This window comes from Stenotrophomonas sp. CASM101, from assembly GCF_049384845.1.
GTDB classification, from domain to species: domain Bacteria; phylum Pseudomonadota; class Gammaproteobacteria; order Xanthomonadales; family Xanthomonadaceae; genus Stenotrophomonas; species Stenotrophomonas hibiscicola.
In genome coordinates this window covers 144,595-163,665 of the sequence record NZ_JBMRFR010000005.1, presented here as the reverse complement: position 1 = coordinate 163,665, position 19,071 = coordinate 144,595, and the positions used below count along the sequence as shown (strand labels likewise).

Genomic DNA, 19,071 nt, shown 5'->3' with positions numbered 1-19,071 from the left:
CCACAAGGAGACTGCCATGCGTGCACTGTGTATCGCCGCCACCATCACTCTGCTCGTGCTGTTGCTGCCGGCACGGCCTGCACCCGCGGCGGAGCCCGCGCGCGCCCCGGCGCAGTGGGCGCGGGGGCTGGAACACCAGCGCCAGGCGGACCGGGGCGATGGCACGTTCCTCAATCCGGTGCTGGCCGGTGACCATCCGGATCCCTCGGTGCTCAAGGACGGGGACGATTACTACCTCACGCTGTCGTCGTTCGACGCCTACCCCGGCCTCCCGATCTGGCACTCGCGCGACCTGGTGAACTGGCAGCCGCTGGGACATGCGGTCACCCGCAACGTGGGGGCGATCTGGGCGCCGGACATCGTCAAGCATCGGGGGCGCTACTTCATCTACTTCCCGGCCCGCACCGGCGAGCGCCGCAGCAACTTCGTGGTCTGGGCCGATGACATCAAGGGCCCGTGGAGCGCGCCGATCGACATCGGCCTGGGTGGCTACATCGATCCCGGCCATGCAGTGGGTGAAGACGGCAAGCGCTACCTGTTCCTCAGTGGCGGTGATTACGTGCAGCTGGCCGACGACGGGTTGAGCGTGGTCGGCAGGCCGAAACACGTCTATGACGGCTGGCGCTACCCGCAGGACTGGGACGTTGAGGCCTACGCGCAGGAAGGCCCGAAGATCCACGTCCGCGACGGCTGGTACTACATGACCACGGCAGTGGGCGGCACCGCCGGTCCGCCGACCGGGCACATGGTGATCACCGCGCGCTCGCGTTCGATCCACGGACCATGGGAGAACGCGCCCAACAACCCGATCACGCGCACGCAGTCGGCGGCCGAGCCCTGGTGGTCACGCGGCCACGCGACGGTGATCGAAGGGACCGATGGACGCTGGTGGATGATGTACCACGGGTACGAGAACGGCTTCTGGACGCTGGGTCGGCAGGCCCTGCTCGAACCGATCGAATGGACCGCTGACGGCTGGTTCCGGGCCACGGGCGGAGACCTTGGTCAGCCACTGCGCAAGCCGGCCGGACAGGCGCTGTCGCCGCATGGCATGGCGCTGTCGGATGATTTCCGCGGCAGCACGCTTGGCCCGCAGTGGGCGTTCTTCAACCCGGCGCAGGATGAGTACCGCCGGCTGGGTTTCAGTGGCAACGGCCTTGTCCTGCAGGGCAAGGGCAGTACGCCGCGCGACGCCTCGCCGCTGACCACCATCGCCGGCGACCGGGCCTATCAGTTCGAGGTGGAGATGGAGATCGCCCCCGGTGCCGTGGGAGGCGCGCTGCTGTTCTACAGCGACCGGCTGTACGCGGGCGTGGGCAGCAACGGCGAGTCGTTCATCATGCATCGCTACGGCGAGGAGCGCCCTGCCCGACCGGCCCCGGGCCGCGGCGGCCGGCTGTGGTTGCGGGTGACCAACAACCGCCACATCGTCACCTTCCACTCCAGCACCGACGGGCACACTTGGCAGAAGTATCCGGTTCAGATGGAAGTGTCCGGTTACCATCACAATGTCGCGGGCAGGTTCCTGGCGTTGAAGCCGGCGCTGTATGCGGCCGGCGACGGTGCGGTAACCTTCCGCAACTTCCGCTACCGCGCGCTGGACTGAGCGCGGAGCCGGAATCCCCAGACTTACCGGGTTCAAAACATGTCAGTGCGCAACAAGAACGATGCCGCTACGCCGGCATTGGCGAAGGGCAAGGCAGCCACCATCAACGACATCGCGCGACTGTCGGGTGTATCCAAGAAAACGGTTTCAAGAATCATCAACAACTCGCCACTGGTGCGCAAGGACACGCGCGACAAGGTGGAAGCGTTGATGCGTGAAGTGGGCTACACGCCCGATCCACTGGCCCGCGGGCTGGCGTTCCGCCGCTCCTTCCTGATCGGCATGGTCTACGACAACCCCACCGCGCAGTACATCGTGGACATGCAGTACGGCGCGCTGGATGCATTGCGTGGATCCAGTTTCGAGCTGGTGGTGCATCCCTGTGACAGCCGCAGCCCCGGCTACATCGAAGGCGTGCGTCGCTTCGTGCAGCAGCAGAAGCTGCACGGCGTGATCCTGGTGCCGCGTGCCTCGGAAGACCAGGCGCTGGCGGACATGCTCGATGAGATCGGCTGCCGGTTTACCCGCGTGGCAGCGCTGCCGCTGGACGAAAGCTCGCAGATGGTGGTTACCCATGACCGCGATGGTGCGGCCGAAGCCGCCGACTACCTGCTCTCGCTCGGCCACCGTGACATTGCCCTGGTGACCGGTCCCAGCGCCTACCGTTCGGCCCATGAACGTACCGCCGGCTTCATCGACGCACTGTCGCAACGCGGTATCGAGCTGCCGAAGGACCGCATCATCGAGGCCGGCTACACCTTCGAATCCGGTGTCGCCGCTGCCGAGAAACTGCTGCTGGGCAAGCGCCGCCCGACCGCCATCTTCACCGGCAACGATGAAATGGCCGCCGGTATCTACAAGGTGGCGCTGCGCGCGGGCATCAACATTCCGCGCCAGCTGTCCATTGTCGGCTATGACGACAGCCCGCTTGCCTCGCGCCTGTGGCCCTCGCTGACCTCGGTGCGCCGGCACACGCGCGATACCGGACGCACCGCCGCGGCGATGCTGATCCAGCCCGAAGGCCAGGCCGCGCTGCCCATTGCCAGCGTGCGGCCGCACCTGATCGTCCGCGATTCCTGCCAGCCGCCGGAGGATTGATCCCCAAGGATCAATCCTGCAGGTCACGACCTCTGGTCGTGACACGCCCCTGCCCCATCCACCCGATCCACCGCGCCCTGCCCGGGCCATCCCGGCATCGTGCGACGCAAAATGACACCGGTTTCCTGTCTGGCTAGAATCGACCGTGAACCGCGCCGGGGCCGACCCGTCGGCCCGCCCCCCGCTCTGGAGACGCCATGTACAGCAAGACCCATTACGCCACCCATCCCGATGCCATCCACGGTGCCAGCAACGACCAGCTGCGTGACCTGTACCTGCTCGATGGCCTGTTCAACGCCGGTGCGGTGACCCTCAAGTACACCCACTACGAGCGCTTCGTGATTGGTGGCGCCGCCCCGGTGGACGCACCGCTTGCGCTGCCGACCCAGACCGAACCCGCTTCGGCCGCAGGCCACCCGTTCCTGGAGCGCCGGGAACTGGGCGTGATCAACGTCGGCAGCGGCACCGGTACGGTCACCGTGGATGGCACCGGCTACACGCTGGGTCCGAAGGACGGTCTGTACGTGGCCATGGGCAGCAAGGAGGTCGTGTTCGCCTCGCAGGACGCCGCCAACCCCGCCCAGTTCTATCTGGCCTCGACCCCGGCCCATGCCCGCTTCGAAACCAGGCAGCTGTCCATCAAGGACGCCGTTGCACTGGACCGCGGCGCGCTGGAAACCAGCAACGAGCGCACCATCTACCAGTACATCGTGCCGGCCACCTGCCAGTCCTCGCAGCTGCTGCTGGGCCTGACCGTGCTCAAGCCGGGCAGCGTGTGGAACACCATGCCGCCGCACCTGCACGACCGTCGCAGCGAGGTCTACTTCTACTTCGACCTGGGTGACAGCGACCGCGTCTACCACTTCATGGGCGAGCCGGCCGCGCAGCGTCACATCGTGATCCAGAACAACGAAGCGGTAGTGTCGCCGCCGTGGTCGATCCACATGGGCGCCGGCACCAGCAACTACGCCTTCATCTGGGCGATGGGTGGCGAGAACCTGGACTACACCGACATGCACGTGCTGGACATCTGCCAGCTCAAGTAAGCCCGCCTGGCCGCCGCGCACCGTGTGCCGGCCGTCGACACCGCTCGTCTCTATCAAGGAACGCATACGCAATGGCTAATCCCTTCAGCCTGGAAGGCAAGGTCGCTCTGGTAACCGGTGGCAATACCGGTCTGGGCCAGGGCATCGCCGTGGCACTGGCCGCCGCTGGCGCCGACGTGGCCGTGGCCGGCATCGCCCCGCCCACCGATACCATCGAAAAGATCACCGCGCTGGGCCGCCGCTGCCTGGCCATCGAAGCCAACCTGATCAGCATCGAGCCGGTGGCGCGCGTGGTCCGCGAGACCATCGAAGGCCTGGGCGGGTTGGACATCCTGGTCAACAACGCCGGCCTGATCCGCCGCGCCGATGCGGTGGACTTCAGCGAGCAGGACTGGGACGACGTGATGAACGTCAATCTCAAGTCCGCGTTCTTCATTTCGCAGGCCGCCGGCCGCCACTTCATCGAACAGGGCCACGGCAAGATCATCAACATCGCTTCGATGCTGTCCTTCCAGGGCGGTATCCGCGTGCCGTCGTACACCGCCAGCAAGAGCGGCATCGCCGGCATCACCCGGCTGCTGGCCAACGAGTGGGCGGGCAAGGGCATCAACATCAATGCCATCGCCCCGGGCTACATGGCCACCGACAACACCGCCCAGCTGCGCGCCGACGAAGCGCGCAACAAGGCGATCCTGGAGCGCATCCCGGCCGGTCGCTGGGGTACGCCGGATGACCTGGCCGGTGCGGCGGTGTTCCTGGCCTCGTCGGCGTCGGATTACATCAACGGCGCCGTGCTGCCGGTCGATGGTGGCTGGCTGGCGCGCTGACGCGTGATCCGCGGTAGTGCCGGCCGCTGGCCGGCGTCCTGGCAATGCTTCCGCCGTTCATGAGGTTGCCGGGCAGCGGCCGGCACTACCGGAGACCGGATATGCGCACCCTGTTGCCTTTGTTGTTGCTGCTGTCGTGCACCACCGCGCAGGCGGCGCCCGTGCGGGTCTTCATTGCCGGTGACTCCACTGCGGCCGCATACGGCCCCGAGCGCGCGCCGCAGGCCGGCTGGGGCCAGGCGCTGCAGAGCTACCTGGACCCGGCGCGCTTGGAGGTGCACAACCACGCCAAGGGCGGGCGCAGCACGCGCAGTTTCATCGAGGAAGGGCGCCTGGAGGCCATAGCCGCCGAGCTGCGCCAAGGCGACGTGCTGCTGATCCAGTTCGGCCACAACGATGCGAAGTTCGAAGACCGCACGCGCTACACCGATCCGGACAGCGACTACCCACGCCTGCTGATGCGTTACGTACAGGTGGCCCGCGCAAAGGGCGCCACGCCGGTGCTGGTCACGCCGGTGGCGCGGCTGCTGTACGACTTCGGTTCACTGCTGGATACGCATGGCCGCTACACGCAGTCGATGAAGGCGTTGGCCGCGCGCGAGCAGATTGCGCTGATTGATCTGAATGACCGCAGCATGCGCTGGATCCGCGCGCTGGGTGAGGAGGGCGCGCGACCCTACTTCCTGTTCGTGCCCGAACAGAACAAGGCCGACGGCACCCATTTCAGCGTGGCCGGCGCACATGCGGTGGCCTGCCTGGTATTGCGCGAGGCGGTGCCGCTGCTACCCGCGCTGCAGCCGGCGCTGGTGCGGGATATCGACTGCGACGTGGTGGCGGAAGGGCAGGGTAGCGACCCAGCCCTGCCCTCGCAGGTGGTGCACGAAGACAGCGTTGTGCGCACGCAAGCAGGCCCGCACGGCGGTGCCGGCCCGACCACGGCGTATCCGTTCTTCGCCGATGCCGAAGGGCTGCCGTTCGTGCTGCGCAAGCGTGTGCTGCACAAAGGCGCGGGCATCGGCCTGCATCCGCAGCACAAGGACGAGATCTATTACATCGTCAGTGGGCAGGGCAGTTATGTGCTGGATGGCAGGCAGTACGACGTGCACGCCGGGCACGCGCTGCTGACCCGCAAGGGCAGCCACCATGCGCTGCAGCAGGTGGGTGAGGAGGATCTGGTGGTGCTGCTGGTGTACCCGCGCTGATTGAAACGTAGCCGAGCATGGGCTCGGCTCTACAGAACAGCGCCGGCGTGCATGGTCATCGTCGTTCGACAGGCTCCGGGCCGAAGTGCTTCAGTCCCAACCTGGCCAGGTCTTCCGGTCGCTCGAAATAGGCTTCGTCGAAGGCGTGCAGCGCCTCCTGCTCCTGTTCGGTCATCGCGCCGTACAGGTCGGTCAGTTGCTTGACCGCCGGGTCATCTTCCAGCCGGTCGACCAGCCCGCGCATGCCGGCCAGGATCGCGTGGGTCTTCGCCGCGCCCATCGCCTGCAGCGCACGCAACGCCAGCTGGCAGGTCGGGTCGCCCCAGTTGCACAGGAACTGCATGAAGCCGCCGTTGTTGATGTCGGCCTCCATGCGCCACAGCGCCACCAGCTGCTGGTCTTCGTCGGACAGCGCATCCAGCGTCCACGCGGCTGCCTTCAGTCGCGCCAGCGCGGCCTCGTAGCGGTCTTCCCAGACCTGGTTGAGGATATCGACCACGCCAGCCTCGCGCGCCGGCAGCAGCGCCGGCCAGTTCACGCCCAGGCCATCGGCGGTGGCGACCCACCGCGCGCGTTGCCCTGCATCGGCTTCGAACAACGCAGGTACCCAGCGCAGCGGCTGGCGGGTACGGCGGCCATCGGCCAGGGTCAGCAGGATGAGGTCGTCGTCGAAAGCGACATCGGTTACGCGCAGCGAAGCAAATGCATCAGTCATGCCGTGCAGGATAGCCGCGCGGCAGCGCGCATCACACGTCGCCGCCGTCCGCCCAGCCTTCACCCGTGCCGGCCTGGAACACGTGATCGTCAGCCTGCACGTCACCGGCAGGCAGGTGCGCCTGGTCGGCCAGTGCCGCGTAGATCGGGGTGAAGTCCGGCGACGTCGCCTGCATCAGCTGTTCAAAGCTGTCGATGACGAAGTAGGTCTTCTGGAAGGTGTCGATGCGGTACTTCGTTCGCATGATCCGCTGCAGGTCGAAACCGATGCGGTTGGGTGCGGCCGATTCCAGCGAGTACAGCGACTCGCCCTTGGACGACACGATGCCGGCACCGTAGATGCGCATGCCGTCGGGCGTGTCGATCAGGCCGAACTCCACCGTGTACCAGTACAGGCGGGTGAGGTTCTGCAGCGCGTCCGGGCCGATCGCGTGGGCTTTGACGCCGCCACGGCCATAGGCCTCCATGTAGTCGGCGAACACCGGGTTCATCAGCAGCGGCACGTGGCCGAACAGGTCGTGGAACAGGTCCGGCTCGGCGATGTAGTCGATCTGGTCCGGGCGACGGATCCACCAGGTCACGGGAAAGCGGCGGTTGGCCAGGTGGTCGAAGAAATCCAGTTCCGGCAGCAGGCCTTCGACGCCGACCAGGGTCCAGCCGGTGGCCGCGCCCAGCACTTCGTTGAGCTGGTCAAAGCGCGGAATCATGTGCGCGTTCATGCCCATCTCGTCCTGCGCGTCCAGGAATTCCTGGCAGGCACGGCCGACCAGCAGCTCGCGCTGGCGCTGGTACAGCGTGCTCCAGGTGGCGTGGTCGTCGGCGCTGTAGGTGTCCCACGGCTGTTCGACGAGCGCGGTGGTGTACACCGGCACGTAGCCCTTGTCGGTCTGCTGGTGTTCGACGCGGCGGGGCTGGGCGAGGTCCATGGGGCACTCCTTGAAGGGATAGCCACGATGCTAGGGCAGGGCGCGCGCAACAGGGTTGCAAAAGTTGCGCCGATTGGCATTGTTGGCGCAATATCCTTGCGCAGTCACCATGTTGCGGAGCAGCAATGGCCGGAGAAGTCCAGTTTGATCGCACGGATATACGCCTGCTGGCTGAAATCCAGCGGGATGGGCGCGCCACCAACGCGGAGCTGGCGACTCGGGTGAACCTGTCGCCCTCGGCCTGCCTGCGCCGCCTGCAGCGGCTGGAAAGCGAGGGCGTGATCGTCGGCTACGGCGCGCGGCTGGAGCCGCGGCAGCTGCGCTTGGGCCTGCAGGCCTTCGTGCGCGTGCAGTTGGAAAAGCACGACCAGGCCGCCATCGGCCACTTCGTGGACAGCGTGCAGGGCTGGGACGAGGTGGTGGCCTGCCATGCGCTGACCGGCGACATGGACTACCTGCTGCACGTCTACGTGCGCGACCTGGAGCACTTTTCGCACTTCCTGCTGGACCGCCTGCTCAACGCCGGCGGCGTGGCCGACGCCAATTCCAGCTTCGTGCTGCGCACGGTGAAGGGTTTCCAGGCATTGCCGTTGTCGCAGCTGGAATGAGCGCAGCGGCGATTTGACGCGGCCGGGCGGGTAGCCGAGCATCACCGCCCTGCGCGCGCCGCAGCGTTCCTTTCCGGTTCCACGCATGTCCGAACTCCAGCACCCGGTGCCCACCACCATCTTCCTGCCGCTGCAGCGCAAGTCGCTGGCACGTTACATCGCTCACGGCACGCCGCCGCAGACGGCAGTGGAGCAGGCCGGGCTGATGGCCGCGCAGTTGTGCCGGACGCGCCTGCATCCAGCGGCCGAGATCGAACGCCTGCTGCATGATGCCTGCGCGCTGTTTGCCGGCAACGAAGGCGCCGCCGCGCAGCTGGCCGGCCCCGGTGGCGGAGGCCAGCCGGAGCTGGATGCCTGGCTGACCGCATTGGCCGCCCACGGCGTGCTGCTGGCGCCGGCGCAGATCCTGCAGGACGTCATCGCGCAGTCGCCATTGGAGTATCCGGGCCTGGCCCTGCAGCAGGCCTGCCAGGAAACCCTGACCGAGCATGAGATCCGCTTTCCCGCCACCTTTTCCAGTGACGAGGCGCTCACGCAGGATGACGTGGCCGCCGAGGACGCGCGTGCGGTCGAACACCATGGCCTGTACACCTCCGAGCAGGCCCGCGTGCTGCGCGCCATCGCCGCCAACCCCGATGAGCTGATCGACCTCGATGGCTATGCCGGCACCGGCAAGGGCCACCTGGTGCTGGCGCTGATGGAGGCGCGGCCCGGCCGCTACACCTACGTGGCGCCCTCGCGTGGGCAGGTGGAAGCCTTCCGCAGCCGCGTGCCGGCCAGCACCGCGGTGCGCCTGCTGACCCAGATCGAGTTCGCCAACCGCGTGGCGCAGCATGCCGCGCGCAGCGGCCACACCGGTGGCTTCGTTGCCAGCTACCGGCGCAGCACCCGCACGCCGCGCGAGATTGCCGGCCGCATCGGCCTGCAGGGCATCGGTGGGCGCAGCCCGGAGCAGGTGCTGCTGACTGCGTTCGAGGCCATCAACCGTTGGTGCGCGTCGTCTGCACCGGGCTTGGCGTTCCAGCATTTCGACCGGTCGGTGCCCGCCGCGATGCTCGACGTGTCGCCGTACATGGCGGCCGCCGAGCACGTCTGGCGCTGCATGTTCGACGCCGAACTGCAGCGGGGCACGCTGCTGAGCCTCAGCCCGGCGCACATCGGCAAGTGGTTGGCACTGCGCGGCGTTACCCCGCCGCTGGACATGGGCATGCTGCTGGTGGACGAGGCGCATGACCTGAGCCCGTCGTGGAAGCAGTTGCTGGCCGGCCATGCGCCTGGCGTGGTCAGCCTGGGGGATCCGCACCAGTGCCTGACCGGTACGGTGCCGCGCTGGGCCGCGTCGAAGGTGCTGGAAATGCACCAATCGGTGCGCCAGGGCAACCAGGTCGAGGGCCTGGTCAACCAGACCCTGGCACTGGATGGACTGGGGCAGGACAGTGGGCCGTTCGTCGGTGCCGCCGACCGCGCCACCGGTGTGCTGCATTACCGCCACTGGGCGCAGGTGCCGAGCGAGGGCCTGCGCATCCATGGCAGCGTCGCCGATCTGGCCCTGGATGCGGCACAGCTGCACGCGCTCGGGCTGCGGCCCTATCTGCATCCGGCATCGCTGCGCGCGCTGCGCAGCGTGCTGCAGCGGCCGCTGGATGCGTGGCGCCGGCGCCGCGACAGCGCCTCGGACCCGGCACAGGAGCGCTTCCTGGCCACGCAGGCCGACGAAGGGCAGGGCGCGCTGGTCGAACTGTTTGCGTCTGCCGATCGGGTGCAGTCACTGCTGCAGGCGCTCGACGACCAGGACACGCCTGCTGAAGGGCGGGTGGCGCTGTGCCTGGCCGAACACGCGAAGAACCTGCAGTTCGACGTGGTCTCACTGTCACCCGGTTGCTTCAGTGCGGGGCAGCGCGGGCGCATCTGGCACAACCCGGTGCGCGCGGTCTATCTGGCACTCACCCGTGCGCGACGCCAGCTGCATGTGCCGGCCGATGGCATGGAACAGCTGCAGCACACGGCGACACTGCAGGAGCAGGCCCGTCAGGCGCGCAGGCGCGAGCGGCAGCAGGCCAGCGGTTACCGGCCTGCGCGCTAGAACGCGCGCGTCGCTGTCTGGCAGCGACACGCCGGCTCAGCTCAGCACTTGTCCTTGCGCCCCATCAGCTTGCCCAGGCGCGAGGCTTCCTCGCACTTCGGCGCGGCCACGGGTGCCGGTGCGGCGGCCGCGGCGCGTGCACGCTGCAGCTGCTGGATCTTCGCGCGGATCTGCGGCATCGCGGCCATTGCGGCCTTTTCGCCCTCCAGGATCGCGGTGCCACGCTGGCTGAAATCGGCGGCGCCGATGTCCAGCACCTTCGGGCGGATGACGATGTCGGCGCGTGCCAGTTCCTGCTCGCCCAGGCGCTGGCCCATGATCGAGATGGACTGGTTGACGATGCCCAGCATGTCGGTCGGCGCCTTGCCGCTGGCCTTGCTGGAGATGTCCACGGCGATCACGAAGTCGGCGCCGAGCTGGCGCGCGGCATCGACCGGCACCGGGCTGACCACGCCGCCATCGATGTAGTTGCGGCCACCGATCTTCACCGGTTCGAACACGCCGGGAATGCTGCTGGAGGCGCGCACGGCCTGGCCGACGTTGCCGCGCACGAAGATCGCGCGCTCGCCTGTTTCCAGCTGGGTCGCGACTGCGGCGAACGGCTTCTTCAGGCGCTCGGCGGGGCGGTTGGCGACCTGCTCGTTGACGTAGTCCTGCAGCTTCTGGCCCTGCACCAGGCCACCGGAGAACAGGCGCACGTCGCGGATGCTGGCTTCATCCAGCGCCACTGCCTTGCTCTGCATCTGGAACGCATCCATGCCGCTGGCATACAGCGCGCCGACCACGCTGCCGGCACTGGTGCCGGACACCACGGCCGGTTCGAAGCCATTGGCCTCCAGCATCTTGATCACGCCGATGTGGGCGAAGCCCTTGGCTGCGCCACCACCGAGGGCGATACCGATCTTCACCGGCTTGGCCTGCGGTACCACGGTTGGCGCCGGCGGCGGCGCAGGGCGGACCGGGTCGCCACCGCAGCCGGCCAGCAGGCCGATCAGGGCGACGGACAGCAGCATGCGGGATCGGAACAGGCTCATCGGCAGTGCGCTCGCGGCGCCGGATTCAGGAAAGGGCGCCAGCATACCGAAGGTGCCGCAGGGCGGGCAGGGTAGGTCGGCCCGCCCATTCATCGGATGCTTCGGGTAGTGCCGGTTGTCGCCGTCCAGTATCCGGCCCAGGCCGCCCAGCACCGAGCCTTCGCCGCGGTTCTGGCCGCCGCCCTGCGGCGCGGCCATCCACATGCGGCCGGCCAGGCGCGAGAACGGCAGCGACTGCAGCCAGACCTTGCCTGGACCGGTCAGCGTGGCCAGGAACACGCCTTCGCCGCCGAACAGCATGCTCTTGATGCCGGCAACACGGCGCACGTCCATGTCCACCGTCGGGTGATACGCCACCACGCAGCCGGTATCCACGTCCAGGCGTTCACCGGCAGCCAGCTCGCGCTCGACCACGCAGCCGCCGGCGTGGATGAACACCCAGCCGTCGCCCTCCAGCTTCTGCATGATGAAGCCTTCGCCGCCGAACAGGCCGGTCATGATCCTGCGCTGGAACTGCACGCCGATCTGCACGCCGCGCGCGCCGGCCAGGAAGCTGTCCTTCTGGCAGATCAGGCGGCCGCCGTGCTGGTCCAGCTTCATTGCCAGCACCGTGCCCGGGTAGGGCGCGGCGAAGGCGACCTTGCCCTTGCCGTGGCCGCTCTGGGTGTAGACGGTGGCGAACAGGCTCTCGCCGGTCAGCACGCGCTTGCCGGCGGCCATCACCTTGCCCATGAAGCCGCCGCCCTGGTCGCCGTTGGCGGCGCCGAACACCGTGTCCATCTGTACCGTGGCGTCCTTGAACATCAATGCGCCGGCCTCGGCAATGGCGCTCTCGCCGGGGTCGAGCTCGATCTCCACGAACTGCATTTCATGGCCGACGATGCGGAATTCGATGTCGTCGGCGCGGCCGCTGGCGGAGGGGACCGGCGGCGGGCTGTTCGGCATGCCCGGGGCCGCAGATTGCAGCTCCGGCACCTCGGCAATCGAGGTCCATCCGCTCATGCCCTGGCACCAGGCCAGCGCGCGCGGGTTGGCCTGCGCATAACGGCGCGCAGCCTGGTCATCAAGCGGGCCGATACGCTCGGCCTGGGCGGAGGCATGGAAATACCACTGGGTCATCGCGGCGGCTCCGCAGGGCTGGAAACCCCCGAGTCTAGCGAGGGCGCCCGGGCCGGGGCGACAGGCCCATGAACGGCGGGCATTTGCGGGGCAGGTGCTGTATTGCAACAATTATCTGGTAGCGCCGTTATACCACCCCTCCAAACACAGCCTACCGCCATGTCCCCGACCCGTACTTCCCGTGGCCGCCTTCCGGTCGCGCGCCCCCTCGTTGCCGCTCTTTCCGCCCTGCTGCCGCTGGTTGCGGCCGCCCAGGAAACTCCCGCTGCCAAGGATCCGGTTGCCCTCGATGCCCTGCAGGTGACCGCGCAGCGGCGCGTCGAGAACGCCAAGGACGTACCGGTCGCACTGAGCGCGATCCAGGGCGAGAAGCTGGATGTGCTCGGCTCGGCCGGCGATGACATCCGCTTCCTGGCCGCACGCGTGCCCAGCCTCAACATCGAGTCGTCCTACGGCCGTGCCTTCCCGCGCTTCTACATCCGCGGCCTGGGCAACACCGATTTCGACCTCAATGCCTCGCAGCCGGTGTCGCTGGTGTATGACGACGTGGTGCAGGAAAGCCCGCTGCTGAAGGGCTTCCCGCTGTTCGACCTGGCCAACGTGGAAGTGCTGCGTGGCCCGCAGGGCACGCTGTTCGGCCGCAACACCCCGGCCGGCGTGGTCAAGTTCGATTCGGCACGCCCGTCGCAGGATGCCGATGGTTACCTCCGTGTCGGCTACGGCAGCTACAACAGCTGGAATGTGCAGGGCGCCTACGGCGGCCCGCTGACCGACCGCTGGTCGGCACGCGTCTCGGCCATCTACCAGCGCCGCGACGACTGGGTCGACAACACCCGCGTCGGCGCTCCCAACAGTGGCTTCGAAGGCTATGACGAAGCCGCCGGCCGCGTGCAGTTCCTGTACGAAGGCGACGACTTCGAAGCACTGTTCAACCTGCACAAGCGCAAGCTCAACGGTACCGCCCGCCTGTTCCGCGCCAACATCATCCAGAAGGGTGGCAATTCGCTGGTCGAGAACTTCGACCGCGACAAGGTGGCCAACGACGGCGTCAACTTCTCCGACCTGGAGACCTGGGGCGGCAGCGCGCGCCTGCAGTGGAACCTCGGTTCGGTGACCCTGCATTCGATCACCGGTTATGAAACCGCCGAGTCGCTCAACCGTGGCGACATCGACGGTGGCTACGGCGCGGCCTTCCTCGGTGCCGGCAACTACGGTCCGGGCCTGATTCCGTTCTCGTCGGAGTCGGCCGACGGCCTGCCGCACCACCGCCAGTGGACGCAGGAAGTGCGCATCGAGTCCAACGAATGGGGCCGCTTCGACTGGCAGGCCGGCGTCTTCTACTTCGATGAAGACGTGACCATCAACAACTTCAACTACGACTCGCTGACCCCGGGCAACCCGCAGACCGGACACGTGGTGCAGAACCAGCGCAACAAGGCGTGGGCCGTGTTCGCTTCGGGCGACTTCGATGTCACCGACCGCTTCAAGCTGCGTGCCGGCGTGCGCTATACCCAGGACAAGAAGGACTTCAGCGCCAGCGTGCTGCAGGCCGTTCCGTTCGGCACCCCGGTCAGCGGCCCGTACCTGGCCAACACCGACGTCAACGACGTCAGCTGGGACGTCAGCGGCGTGTACAAGCTGACCGACGACATCAACGCCTACGCCCGCGTCGCCAAGGGCTTCCGCGCGCCGTCGATCCAGGGCCGCCTGGCCTTTGCGCCGGGCCTGTCGCAGGCCGATTCGGAGAAGGTCATCTCGTACGAGGCCGGCATCAAGGCCGACCTGTTCGAGCGCCGCGCGCGCCTGGGCCTGAGCGTGTTCCGCTACAACGTTGACGGCCAGCAGCTGATCGCCGTGGGCGGTGCCAACAACACCGCCACCCTGCTCAACGCCGACAAGACCATCGGCCAGGGCGTGGAACTGGACCTGGAAGCCTACCTGGCCGACAACGTCCTGCTGACCTTCGGCAGCAGCTACAACGACACCGAGATCAAGGACAAGAACCTTGCGGTGGCGATCTGCGGCGGTGGCTGCACCATCAACGACCCGACCACGGTCATCAACGGCGGCACCTATGCGCTGGTGAACGGCAACCCGCTGCCGCAGGCGCCGAAATGGATCCACAACGCGACCCTGCGCGTGGGCTTCCCGCTCAGCGATGGCAGCGAGCTGTACGCCTACACCGACTGGGCCTACCGCAGCGCGGTGAACTTCTTCATCTACGAGTCGCCGGAATTCCGCGGCCGCAGTTCGCTGGAAGGCGGCCTGCGCCTGGGCTACAACTGGGATTACGGCCAGTACGACGTGGCGGTGTTCGGTCGCAACCTGACCAACCAGACCCGCGTGGTCGGCGCGATCGACTTCAACAACCTGACCGGCTTCCTCAACGAGCCGCGTACCTGGGGCGTGGAGTTCACCGCGAAGTTCTGATGCGGTGGCTGCGTTGATGCAATGAAGAAGGGCCGGCGCACTGCCGGCCCTTCTGTTTCCTGCTTCGTGTAGAGCCGAGCCTGCGCTCGGCTGCTCTGAGCCGAGCATGGCTCGGCTCTACAGAGGCGTGGCCTACAGCGCGCTCTGCGGGCGCACCTTCAGCACCGCATTCTCGGTGGCGCAGTCGCGGCTGGAGTGCAGGCCGGCCTTGCGCGCCGCTTCGATCTCCTTGCGTGCGGCCAGCAGGTCCTTGTTGAAGGCCGCGTTGTCGTGCAGGCGGGCCACGGCGGCCGCGCCCATGAAGCGGCCTTCGAGGATGTCGCTCTGCCAATGCACGTTGCACACCAGGCGGCTCTCGCCGTAGTTGCGGCCGCGGGCCTGGATGGCATCGGCGCGGTCCGGCGCGATCTCCGACAGGATCAGTGCCCAGGCCCAGCCGATCGAGGTGTGGCCGGACGGGTACGAGCCGTTCTTGCGCAGGCCGTCTTCGTCCTTCGGCGAGCAGGTCGGTTCACCGTTGACCATGAACGGACGCGGGCGCTGGTAGTGGTTCTTGGCCGCCTTGGTCGCCGCACTGGCGTCGATCCGGCTGCGCTCCAGCAGGCGATACAGCGCCGGGGTCTTCACCGCATCGACGTCGATGTCGGCGGCGCAGGAGAAGTGGTTGGCGCCTTCGGGGAAACCGAGTTCCGCATCGACGCCGGCCTGGGCGAAGCGCGGGCTGCCACGCAGCGCGCGGGCCTCACGGCTGACCTGCTCGTCCAGGGCGAACGCGGCCGAACCGGCCACCGGTGGTGCCGGTACCAGGTCGAGGCTGGCCGGAACCGCGCTCTTGTCCAGATAACCCACCGCCTTGGTGGTGATGTTGGCTTCGACGGCGGTCGGCTTGGCGGCGGTGGCGGCACAACCGGCCAGGGCAGCGGCCACGGCAAGGCCGAGCAGCGGGCGGGCAGGGTGGGAGATCAGCGACATGGACGGGCTCCGGAGAAAGAACATCGCGTCATGATCGCAGTCCCAGTGCGGCACCGCAGTGGCCATCGGTCATACGGCCAGAACCGGCATGGTCATCGAAACAAGATGAAAAACGTCATCAAGTGACGCCAGTCTCCTGAATCCGGGCGCAGCGCACGGACTTTCACGCGCCCGCGCCGTGAGCATCGGCACATCGGCAGGCACCAGAGGCCGTCCAGTTCCAGCCGGGTCGGGGGGATCCGAAGACAGAGGGAGAGACGCGATGCGCAGCACCGCAACAGGAAGTACCGTCCTGGCCCTGCTCCTGGGGCTTGCAACAGCGCCGGCGCAGGCCGCCGACGTGGTCGGCGTGGCCTTCGTGCATGGCACCGGCGCGCAGACCAACGCCACCCAGGACTACTGGCAGCCGACCATCATCGACACCGTGCGCCAGGGCCTGCCCAACAGCAGCAATTACGTGGTCATCAACTGCGATTTCACCCAGTACATGTGGAAACCGGAAGCGGCCGGCTGCCTGGCCAACCAGCTGACCCGTTTCATCGACAGCCGTGGCATCACCCAGCTGGTGGTGATCACCCACTCCAACGGCGGCAACGTGGTGCGCTGGATCCTGTCCAACCCGACCTACGACAGCCGCTATCCGAAGATCATCCGCACGGTGCGCAAGGTCACCGCGCTGGCGCCGTCTTCGGCGGGCACGCCGCTGGCCGATGCGGTGCTCAACGGCAATACCTTCGAAACCTCGCTGGGCTGGCTGCTGGGCTACAAGAACGACGCGGTGCGCCAGCAGCAGGTGGCGAGCATGGCCACCTACAACGCGCAGAACCTGTACGGCACCGCAGGCCGTCCCGCCCTGCCCAAGCCGTTCCGTGCGGTGGTCGGCAGCGACGTGGAATCGGCGGTATGGGACAGCAACAGCTACTGCGGTGGCTACGCCGCCAATGTCGGCCTGGAGTTCACCCAGAACTGGCTGTCCTCCTGCTCCGATGGCTTCCTGGAGTGCAGCAGCCAGAAGGCCGCCGGCACCACCTGGTTCACCGACACGCAGCGCACCCAGGGGGCAGAGCCGCTCAGCCACAACCAGAGCCGCCGCGAGTGCTTCGGCCTCGGCACCCTGCTGCGCAACGACCTGACCCAGTGAGGGAGACGACCATGACGATTCATTCCACCCTGCTGGCCAGTGCGGTGCTGGCAGTCCTGTCCCTTTCCGCCGCGCAGGCCGCGCAGCCTCTGCAGGCGGCCCGCGTGGGCGACCAGGTGCCTGCGGCGCTGGTTGCCGCGCCATTGCCGGCCGATGACAGCGAACGTGCACCGCTGTCCTTCGCCTGGGCGTTGGACCCGGCACAACCGCTGCAGGCGGCCACGCCGTATGCCTCGGTCAGCCGCAGCTACTGGCAGCAGGTCGATGGCTCGCAGCTGCAACGCGGCCTGGACCTGCCGCTGACGGCGCCCGATGCGGTGATCCAGCTGAGCCCGGCCGCAGGTGCCCGCGCGCTGCCTGCCAACACCCTGCAGATGCGCGACCCGGCTGGCCGCAGCAGCGTGGCCCGCAGTGTCGATGCGCGCGCGCTGCAGGATGCCGGCATGCCGGTGGGTGATGGCAGCAGCATGCTGCGCACCGGCGCGACCAGTTCGGCCGGTGCGTACACGCTGCAGAGCACGCAGGCGCAGGGCCGCTATGTGGTGCAGGTGCTTGAGCCGAACAGCCCGCTGCGGCTGGAAGTGCAGGCCAACCAGGCGCAGGTGCTGGCCGGTGGCAACGTGCAGCTGCAGGCACGCTTGCTGGAAGACGGCGCCACCACCGCGCAGCTGGCCTCGCGCCGTGGCAGCCTGGGCGGTGAAGCCCTGCTGGTCGCACCGGATGGCCGCAGCTGGCCGCAGCGGTTGCTGCGCACCACTGATGGCAGCCTGCGCGCGCAGGTGCGGATCCCGGCCGACGTCGGCACCGTGCAGGGGCTGTGGGAACTGCAGGTGTTCGCCCAGGCCGATGGCGTGCTGCGCGATGGCAAGGTGGCCTTCGCGGTGGCACGGCCCACTGCTCGCTTCAGTGGCCAGGCGGCACCCGACCCGGCCAGCCGCCAGGTCGCGCTGCCGCTGCAGGTGGCCGCCGCCGGTCGCTACGAGGCGCGTGGCACGTTGTATGCCACCGGCCGCGATGGCCAGCTGAAGCCGGTTGCACAGGCGCACGCGGCGGCGTGGTTCGATGGCCCGGGCGCAGGCCAGCTGGTGCTGCCGTTCGACCAGGCCGCGTTGCCGGCCGGTTTTGGCGCACCGTACGAGCTGCGCGACCTGCAGCTGCAGGACCAGAGCCGGATGGCACCGATCGAGTCGCGCGCGCTGGCGTTGAGGTTCTGAGCAAGGGTGCAGCGGGCCGGGTTCCGGCCCGCTGCACCGTTTTCTGTAGAGCCGAGCCTATGCTCGGCTGCCGTTCCCCGCGGCCAGAAGCAGCCGAGCATAGGCTCGGCTCTACAGTGGCATGTCGATTATCCCGCGTACGCGGTCAGCCGGCCTTCCTGCTCGCATACCGTGATCGCGCCACCGAACACCGCCGACAGCGGTTCGTTGCGCAGCAGCTCGGCGCGGGTACCGTCAGCCAGTACGCGGCCGTCACGCAGCAGCACCACGCGTTCGATCTCGGGAATGATCTCTTCGATGTGGTGGGTCACCAGCACCAGGGTGATGCCCTGCTGGGCCAGCACGCGCATGGTCGCCACCAGCTGCTCGCGGGCGACCAGGTCCAGCCCGGTGGAGGGTTCGTCCAGCAGCAGCGCCTGCGGCCGGTTGACCAGCGCGCGCGCGATCAGCACGCGGCGCGTTTCGCCGGCCGACAGCTCGGCGTAGGCACGTTCACGCAGGGACAGCGCGCCGGTCATCGCCAGTGTCTCGCCGACACGGGCGCGCATGTCGGCGGTCACCTCGCGGAAGGCCGGCACCACGTAGCTGGCGAAGAAGCCGGACAGCACCGCCTGTTCCACGGTCAGGCCGGGCATGTCGGCCAGGTTGCTGCTGAGGTCGCCGGTGACGATGCCCAGCTGCGAGCGCAGCCGGTCCACCTGCCAGCGGTTCTGGCCCAGCACCTTCACCGCCACCGTGCCGTCGCCCTGCGCCAGTGGATACAGTTCGCGGGTGATCAGCTTGATGAAGGTCGATTTGCCACAGCCGTTGGGGCCGAGCAGGGCGGTGTGCTGGCCCTGCGCGATGCGCAGGCTGAGCCCATGAAGCACCTTCACCTGGCCACGCACCACGGTGGCGCGGTCCAGTTCGATCAAGGGGGGCAGCTCCGCGACGGGCGGGGCGGCGGAAATGCGGCTGGCGCGTGGATCAAGGCTCGACAACTCAGGTCCCCAACTGTGAACGGTGCCACGGATGGCGATGCGATACATCGCCGCAGGGATGCAGTTTGCAA

Annotated in this window: 15 protein-coding genes and 1 pseudogene; 10 read left to right on the top strand and 6 right to left on the bottom strand. The window is 67.9% G+C overall.

Features of this window, described 5'->3' with window-relative positions; translation table 11 throughout:
• Positions 1–16: 16 nt before the first annotated feature.
• The 5 genes from VG543_RS10370 to VG543_RS10350 all read left to right on the top strand — a co-directional run bounded on the left by VG543_RS10370 (position 17) and on the right by VG543_RS10350 (position 5,779).
• Complete coding sequence (locus tag VG543_RS10370; RefSeq protein ID WP_423178959.1) at positions 17–1,606, top strand: family 43 glycosylhydrolase; 1,590 nt, start codon at positions 17–19, stop codon at positions 1,604–1,606.
• 39 nt (positions 1,607–1,645) lie between these two features.
• Positions 1,646–2,704 carry a LacI family DNA-binding transcriptional regulator gene (locus VG543_RS10365; RefSeq protein ID WP_019337388.1) on the top strand — a complete coding sequence of 353 codons (1,059 nt, stop codon included), beginning with the start codon at positions 1,646–1,648 and terminating at the stop codon, positions 2,702–2,704.
• A gap of 197 nt (positions 2,705–2,901) precedes the next feature.
• Positions 2,902–3,750, top strand: a complete 849-nt coding sequence (gene kduI / locus VG543_RS10360) for a 5-dehydro-4-deoxy-D-glucuronate isomerase (RefSeq protein WP_019337387.1) — start codon at positions 2,902–2,904, stop codon at positions 3,748–3,750.
• Positions 3,751–3,821: 71 nt separating this feature from the next.
• The gene (kduD, locus tag VG543_RS10355; RefSeq protein ID WP_005421125.1) at positions 3,822–4,577 is read left to right on the top strand and encodes a 2-dehydro-3-deoxy-D-gluconate 5-dehydrogenase KduD; all 756 of its coding nucleotides are present in this window, start codon (positions 3,822–3,824) and stop codon (positions 4,575–4,577) included.
• Between the two features lie 101 nt (positions 4,578–4,678).
• Entirely contained in the window at positions 4,679–5,779 is a 1,101-nt protein-coding gene (locus VG543_RS10350) for a GDSL-type esterase/lipase family protein (RefSeq protein ID WP_134731990.1), read from the top strand.
• Positions 5,780–5,834: 55 nt separating this feature from the next.
• Here the strand turns inward: VG543_RS10350 and VG543_RS10345 are convergent, their stop codons facing one another.
• Positions 5,835–6,494 carry a DMP19 family protein gene (locus VG543_RS10345; RefSeq protein WP_423178960.1) on the bottom strand — a complete coding sequence of 220 codons (660 nt, stop codon included), beginning with the start codon at positions 6,492–6,494 and terminating at the stop codon, positions 5,835–5,837.
• A gap of 31 nt (positions 6,495–6,525) precedes the next feature.
• A complete protein-coding gene (gene phhA / locus VG543_RS10340) occupies positions 6,526–7,419 on the bottom strand; it encodes a phenylalanine 4-monooxygenase (protein ID WP_423178961.1) in 894 nt (297 codons plus the stop codon).
• Between the two features lie 125 nt (positions 7,420–7,544).
• On the opposite strand from phhA, the gene VG543_RS10335 reads away from it, so the two are divergent.
• Together VG543_RS10335 and VG543_RS10330 are read left to right on the top strand one after the other, a co-directional pair.
• Positions 7,545–8,027 (top strand): Lrp/AsnC family transcriptional regulator, encoded by a 483-nt coding sequence (locus tag VG543_RS10335; protein ID WP_004153377.1) that lies wholly within the window; start codon positions 7,545–7,547, stop codon positions 8,025–8,027.
• An 85-nt stretch (positions 8,028–8,112) separates the two neighbouring features.
• Complete coding sequence (locus VG543_RS10330; RefSeq protein ID WP_312542966.1) at positions 8,113–10,110, top strand: hypothetical protein; 1,998 nt, start codon at positions 8,113–8,115, stop codon at positions 10,108–10,110.
• Positions 10,111–10,151: 41 nt separating this feature from the next.
• On the opposite strand, the gene VG543_RS10325 is transcribed toward VG543_RS10330, so the two are convergent.
• Positions 10,152–11,144, bottom strand: a complete 993-nt coding sequence (locus VG543_RS10325; protein WP_312542968.1) for a patatin-like phospholipase family protein — start codon at positions 11,142–11,144, stop codon at positions 10,152–10,154.
• A 111-nt stretch (positions 11,145–11,255) separates the two neighbouring features.
• Positions 11,256–12,263: pseudogene (locus VG543_RS10320) on the bottom strand (TIGR00266 family protein); the annotation flags it as partial.
• Between the two features lie 159 nt (positions 12,264–12,422).
• Between VG543_RS10320 and VG543_RS10315 the strand changes: the two are divergent.
• The gene (locus VG543_RS10315) at positions 12,423–14,693 is read left to right on the top strand and encodes a TonB-dependent receptor (protein WP_058983198.1); all 2,271 of its coding nucleotides are present in this window, start codon (positions 12,423–12,425) and stop codon (positions 14,691–14,693) included.
• Positions 14,694–14,825: 132 nt separating this feature from the next.
• Here VG543_RS10315 and VG543_RS10310 read toward each other — a convergent pair whose 3' ends face one another.
• Positions 14,826–15,665, bottom strand: a complete 840-nt coding sequence (locus VG543_RS10310) for an acid phosphatase (protein ID WP_021204632.1) — start codon at positions 15,663–15,665, stop codon at positions 14,826–14,828.
• A gap of 262 nt (positions 15,666–15,927) precedes the next feature.
• On the opposite strand from VG543_RS10310, the gene VG543_RS10305 reads away from it, so the two are divergent.
• Both VG543_RS10305 and VG543_RS10300 read left to right on the top strand, forming a co-directional pair.
• A complete protein-coding gene (locus tag VG543_RS10305) occupies positions 15,928–16,806 on the top strand; it encodes a hypothetical protein (protein ID WP_058983200.1) in 879 nt (292 codons plus the stop codon).
• Between the two features lie 11 nt (positions 16,807–16,817).
• Complete coding sequence (locus VG543_RS10300) at positions 16,818–18,020, top strand: DUF4785 domain-containing protein (protein ID WP_423178964.1); 1,203 nt, start codon at positions 16,818–16,820, stop codon at positions 18,018–18,020.
• A gap of 128 nt (positions 18,021–18,148) precedes the next feature.
• On the opposite strand, the gene VG543_RS10295 is transcribed toward VG543_RS10300, so the two are convergent.
• Positions 18,149–18,934 carry an ABC transporter ATP-binding protein gene (locus tag VG543_RS10295; protein ID WP_227844187.1) on the bottom strand — a complete coding sequence of 262 codons (786 nt, stop codon included), beginning with the start codon at positions 18,932–18,934 and terminating at the stop codon, positions 18,149–18,151.
• Positions 18,935–19,071 lie beyond the last annotated feature (137 nt).

What these genes read in the sequence shown, in the direction of transcription:
- VG543_RS10370 (WP_423178959.1), top strand. Translation starts at nt 17, where the DNA reads ATGCGTGCACTGTGTATCGCCGCCACCATCACTCTGCTCGTGCTGTTG.
- VG543_RS10365 (WP_019337388.1), top strand. Translation starts at nt 1,646, where the DNA reads ATGTCAGTGCGCAACAAGAACGATGCCGCTACGCCGGCATTGGCGAAG.
- kduI (WP_019337387.1), top strand. Translation starts at nt 2,902, where the DNA reads ATGTACAGCAAGACCCATTACGCCACCCATCCCGATGCCATCCACGGT.
- kduD (WP_005421125.1), top strand. Translation starts at nt 3,822, where the DNA reads ATGGCTAATCCCTTCAGCCTGGAAGGCAAGGTCGCTCTGGTAACCGGT.
- VG543_RS10350 (WP_134731990.1), top strand. Translation starts at nt 4,679, where the DNA reads ATGCGCACCCTGTTGCCTTTGTTGTTGCTGCTGTCGTGCACCACCGCG.
- VG543_RS10345 (WP_423178960.1), bottom strand. Translation starts at nt 6,494, where the DNA reads ATGACTGATGCATTTGCTTCGCTGCGCGTAACCGATGTCGCTTTCGAC.
- phhA (WP_423178961.1), bottom strand. Translation starts at nt 7,419, where the DNA reads ATGGACCTCGCCCAGCCCCGCCGCGTCGAACACCAGCAGACCGACAAG.
- VG543_RS10335 (WP_004153377.1), top strand. Translation starts at nt 7,545, where the DNA reads ATGGCCGGAGAAGTCCAGTTTGATCGCACGGATATACGCCTGCTGGCT.
- VG543_RS10330 (WP_312542966.1), top strand. Translation starts at nt 8,113, where the DNA reads ATGTCCGAACTCCAGCACCCGGTGCCCACCACCATCTTCCTGCCGCTG.
- VG543_RS10325 (WP_312542968.1), bottom strand. Translation starts at nt 11,144, where the DNA reads ATGAGCCTGTTCCGATCCCGCATGCTGCTGTCCGTCGCCCTGATCGGC.
- VG543_RS10315 (WP_058983198.1), top strand. Translation starts at nt 12,423, where the DNA reads ATGTCCCCGACCCGTACTTCCCGTGGCCGCCTTCCGGTCGCGCGCCCC.
- VG543_RS10310 (WP_021204632.1), bottom strand. Translation starts at nt 15,665, where the DNA reads ATGTCGCTGATCTCCCACCCTGCCCGCCCGCTGCTCGGCCTTGCCGTG.
- VG543_RS10305 (WP_058983200.1), top strand. Translation starts at nt 15,928, where the DNA reads ATGCGCAGCACCGCAACAGGAAGTACCGTCCTGGCCCTGCTCCTGGGG.
- VG543_RS10300 (WP_423178964.1), top strand. Translation starts at nt 16,818, where the DNA reads ATGACGATTCATTCCACCCTGCTGGCCAGTGCGGTGCTGGCAGTCCTG.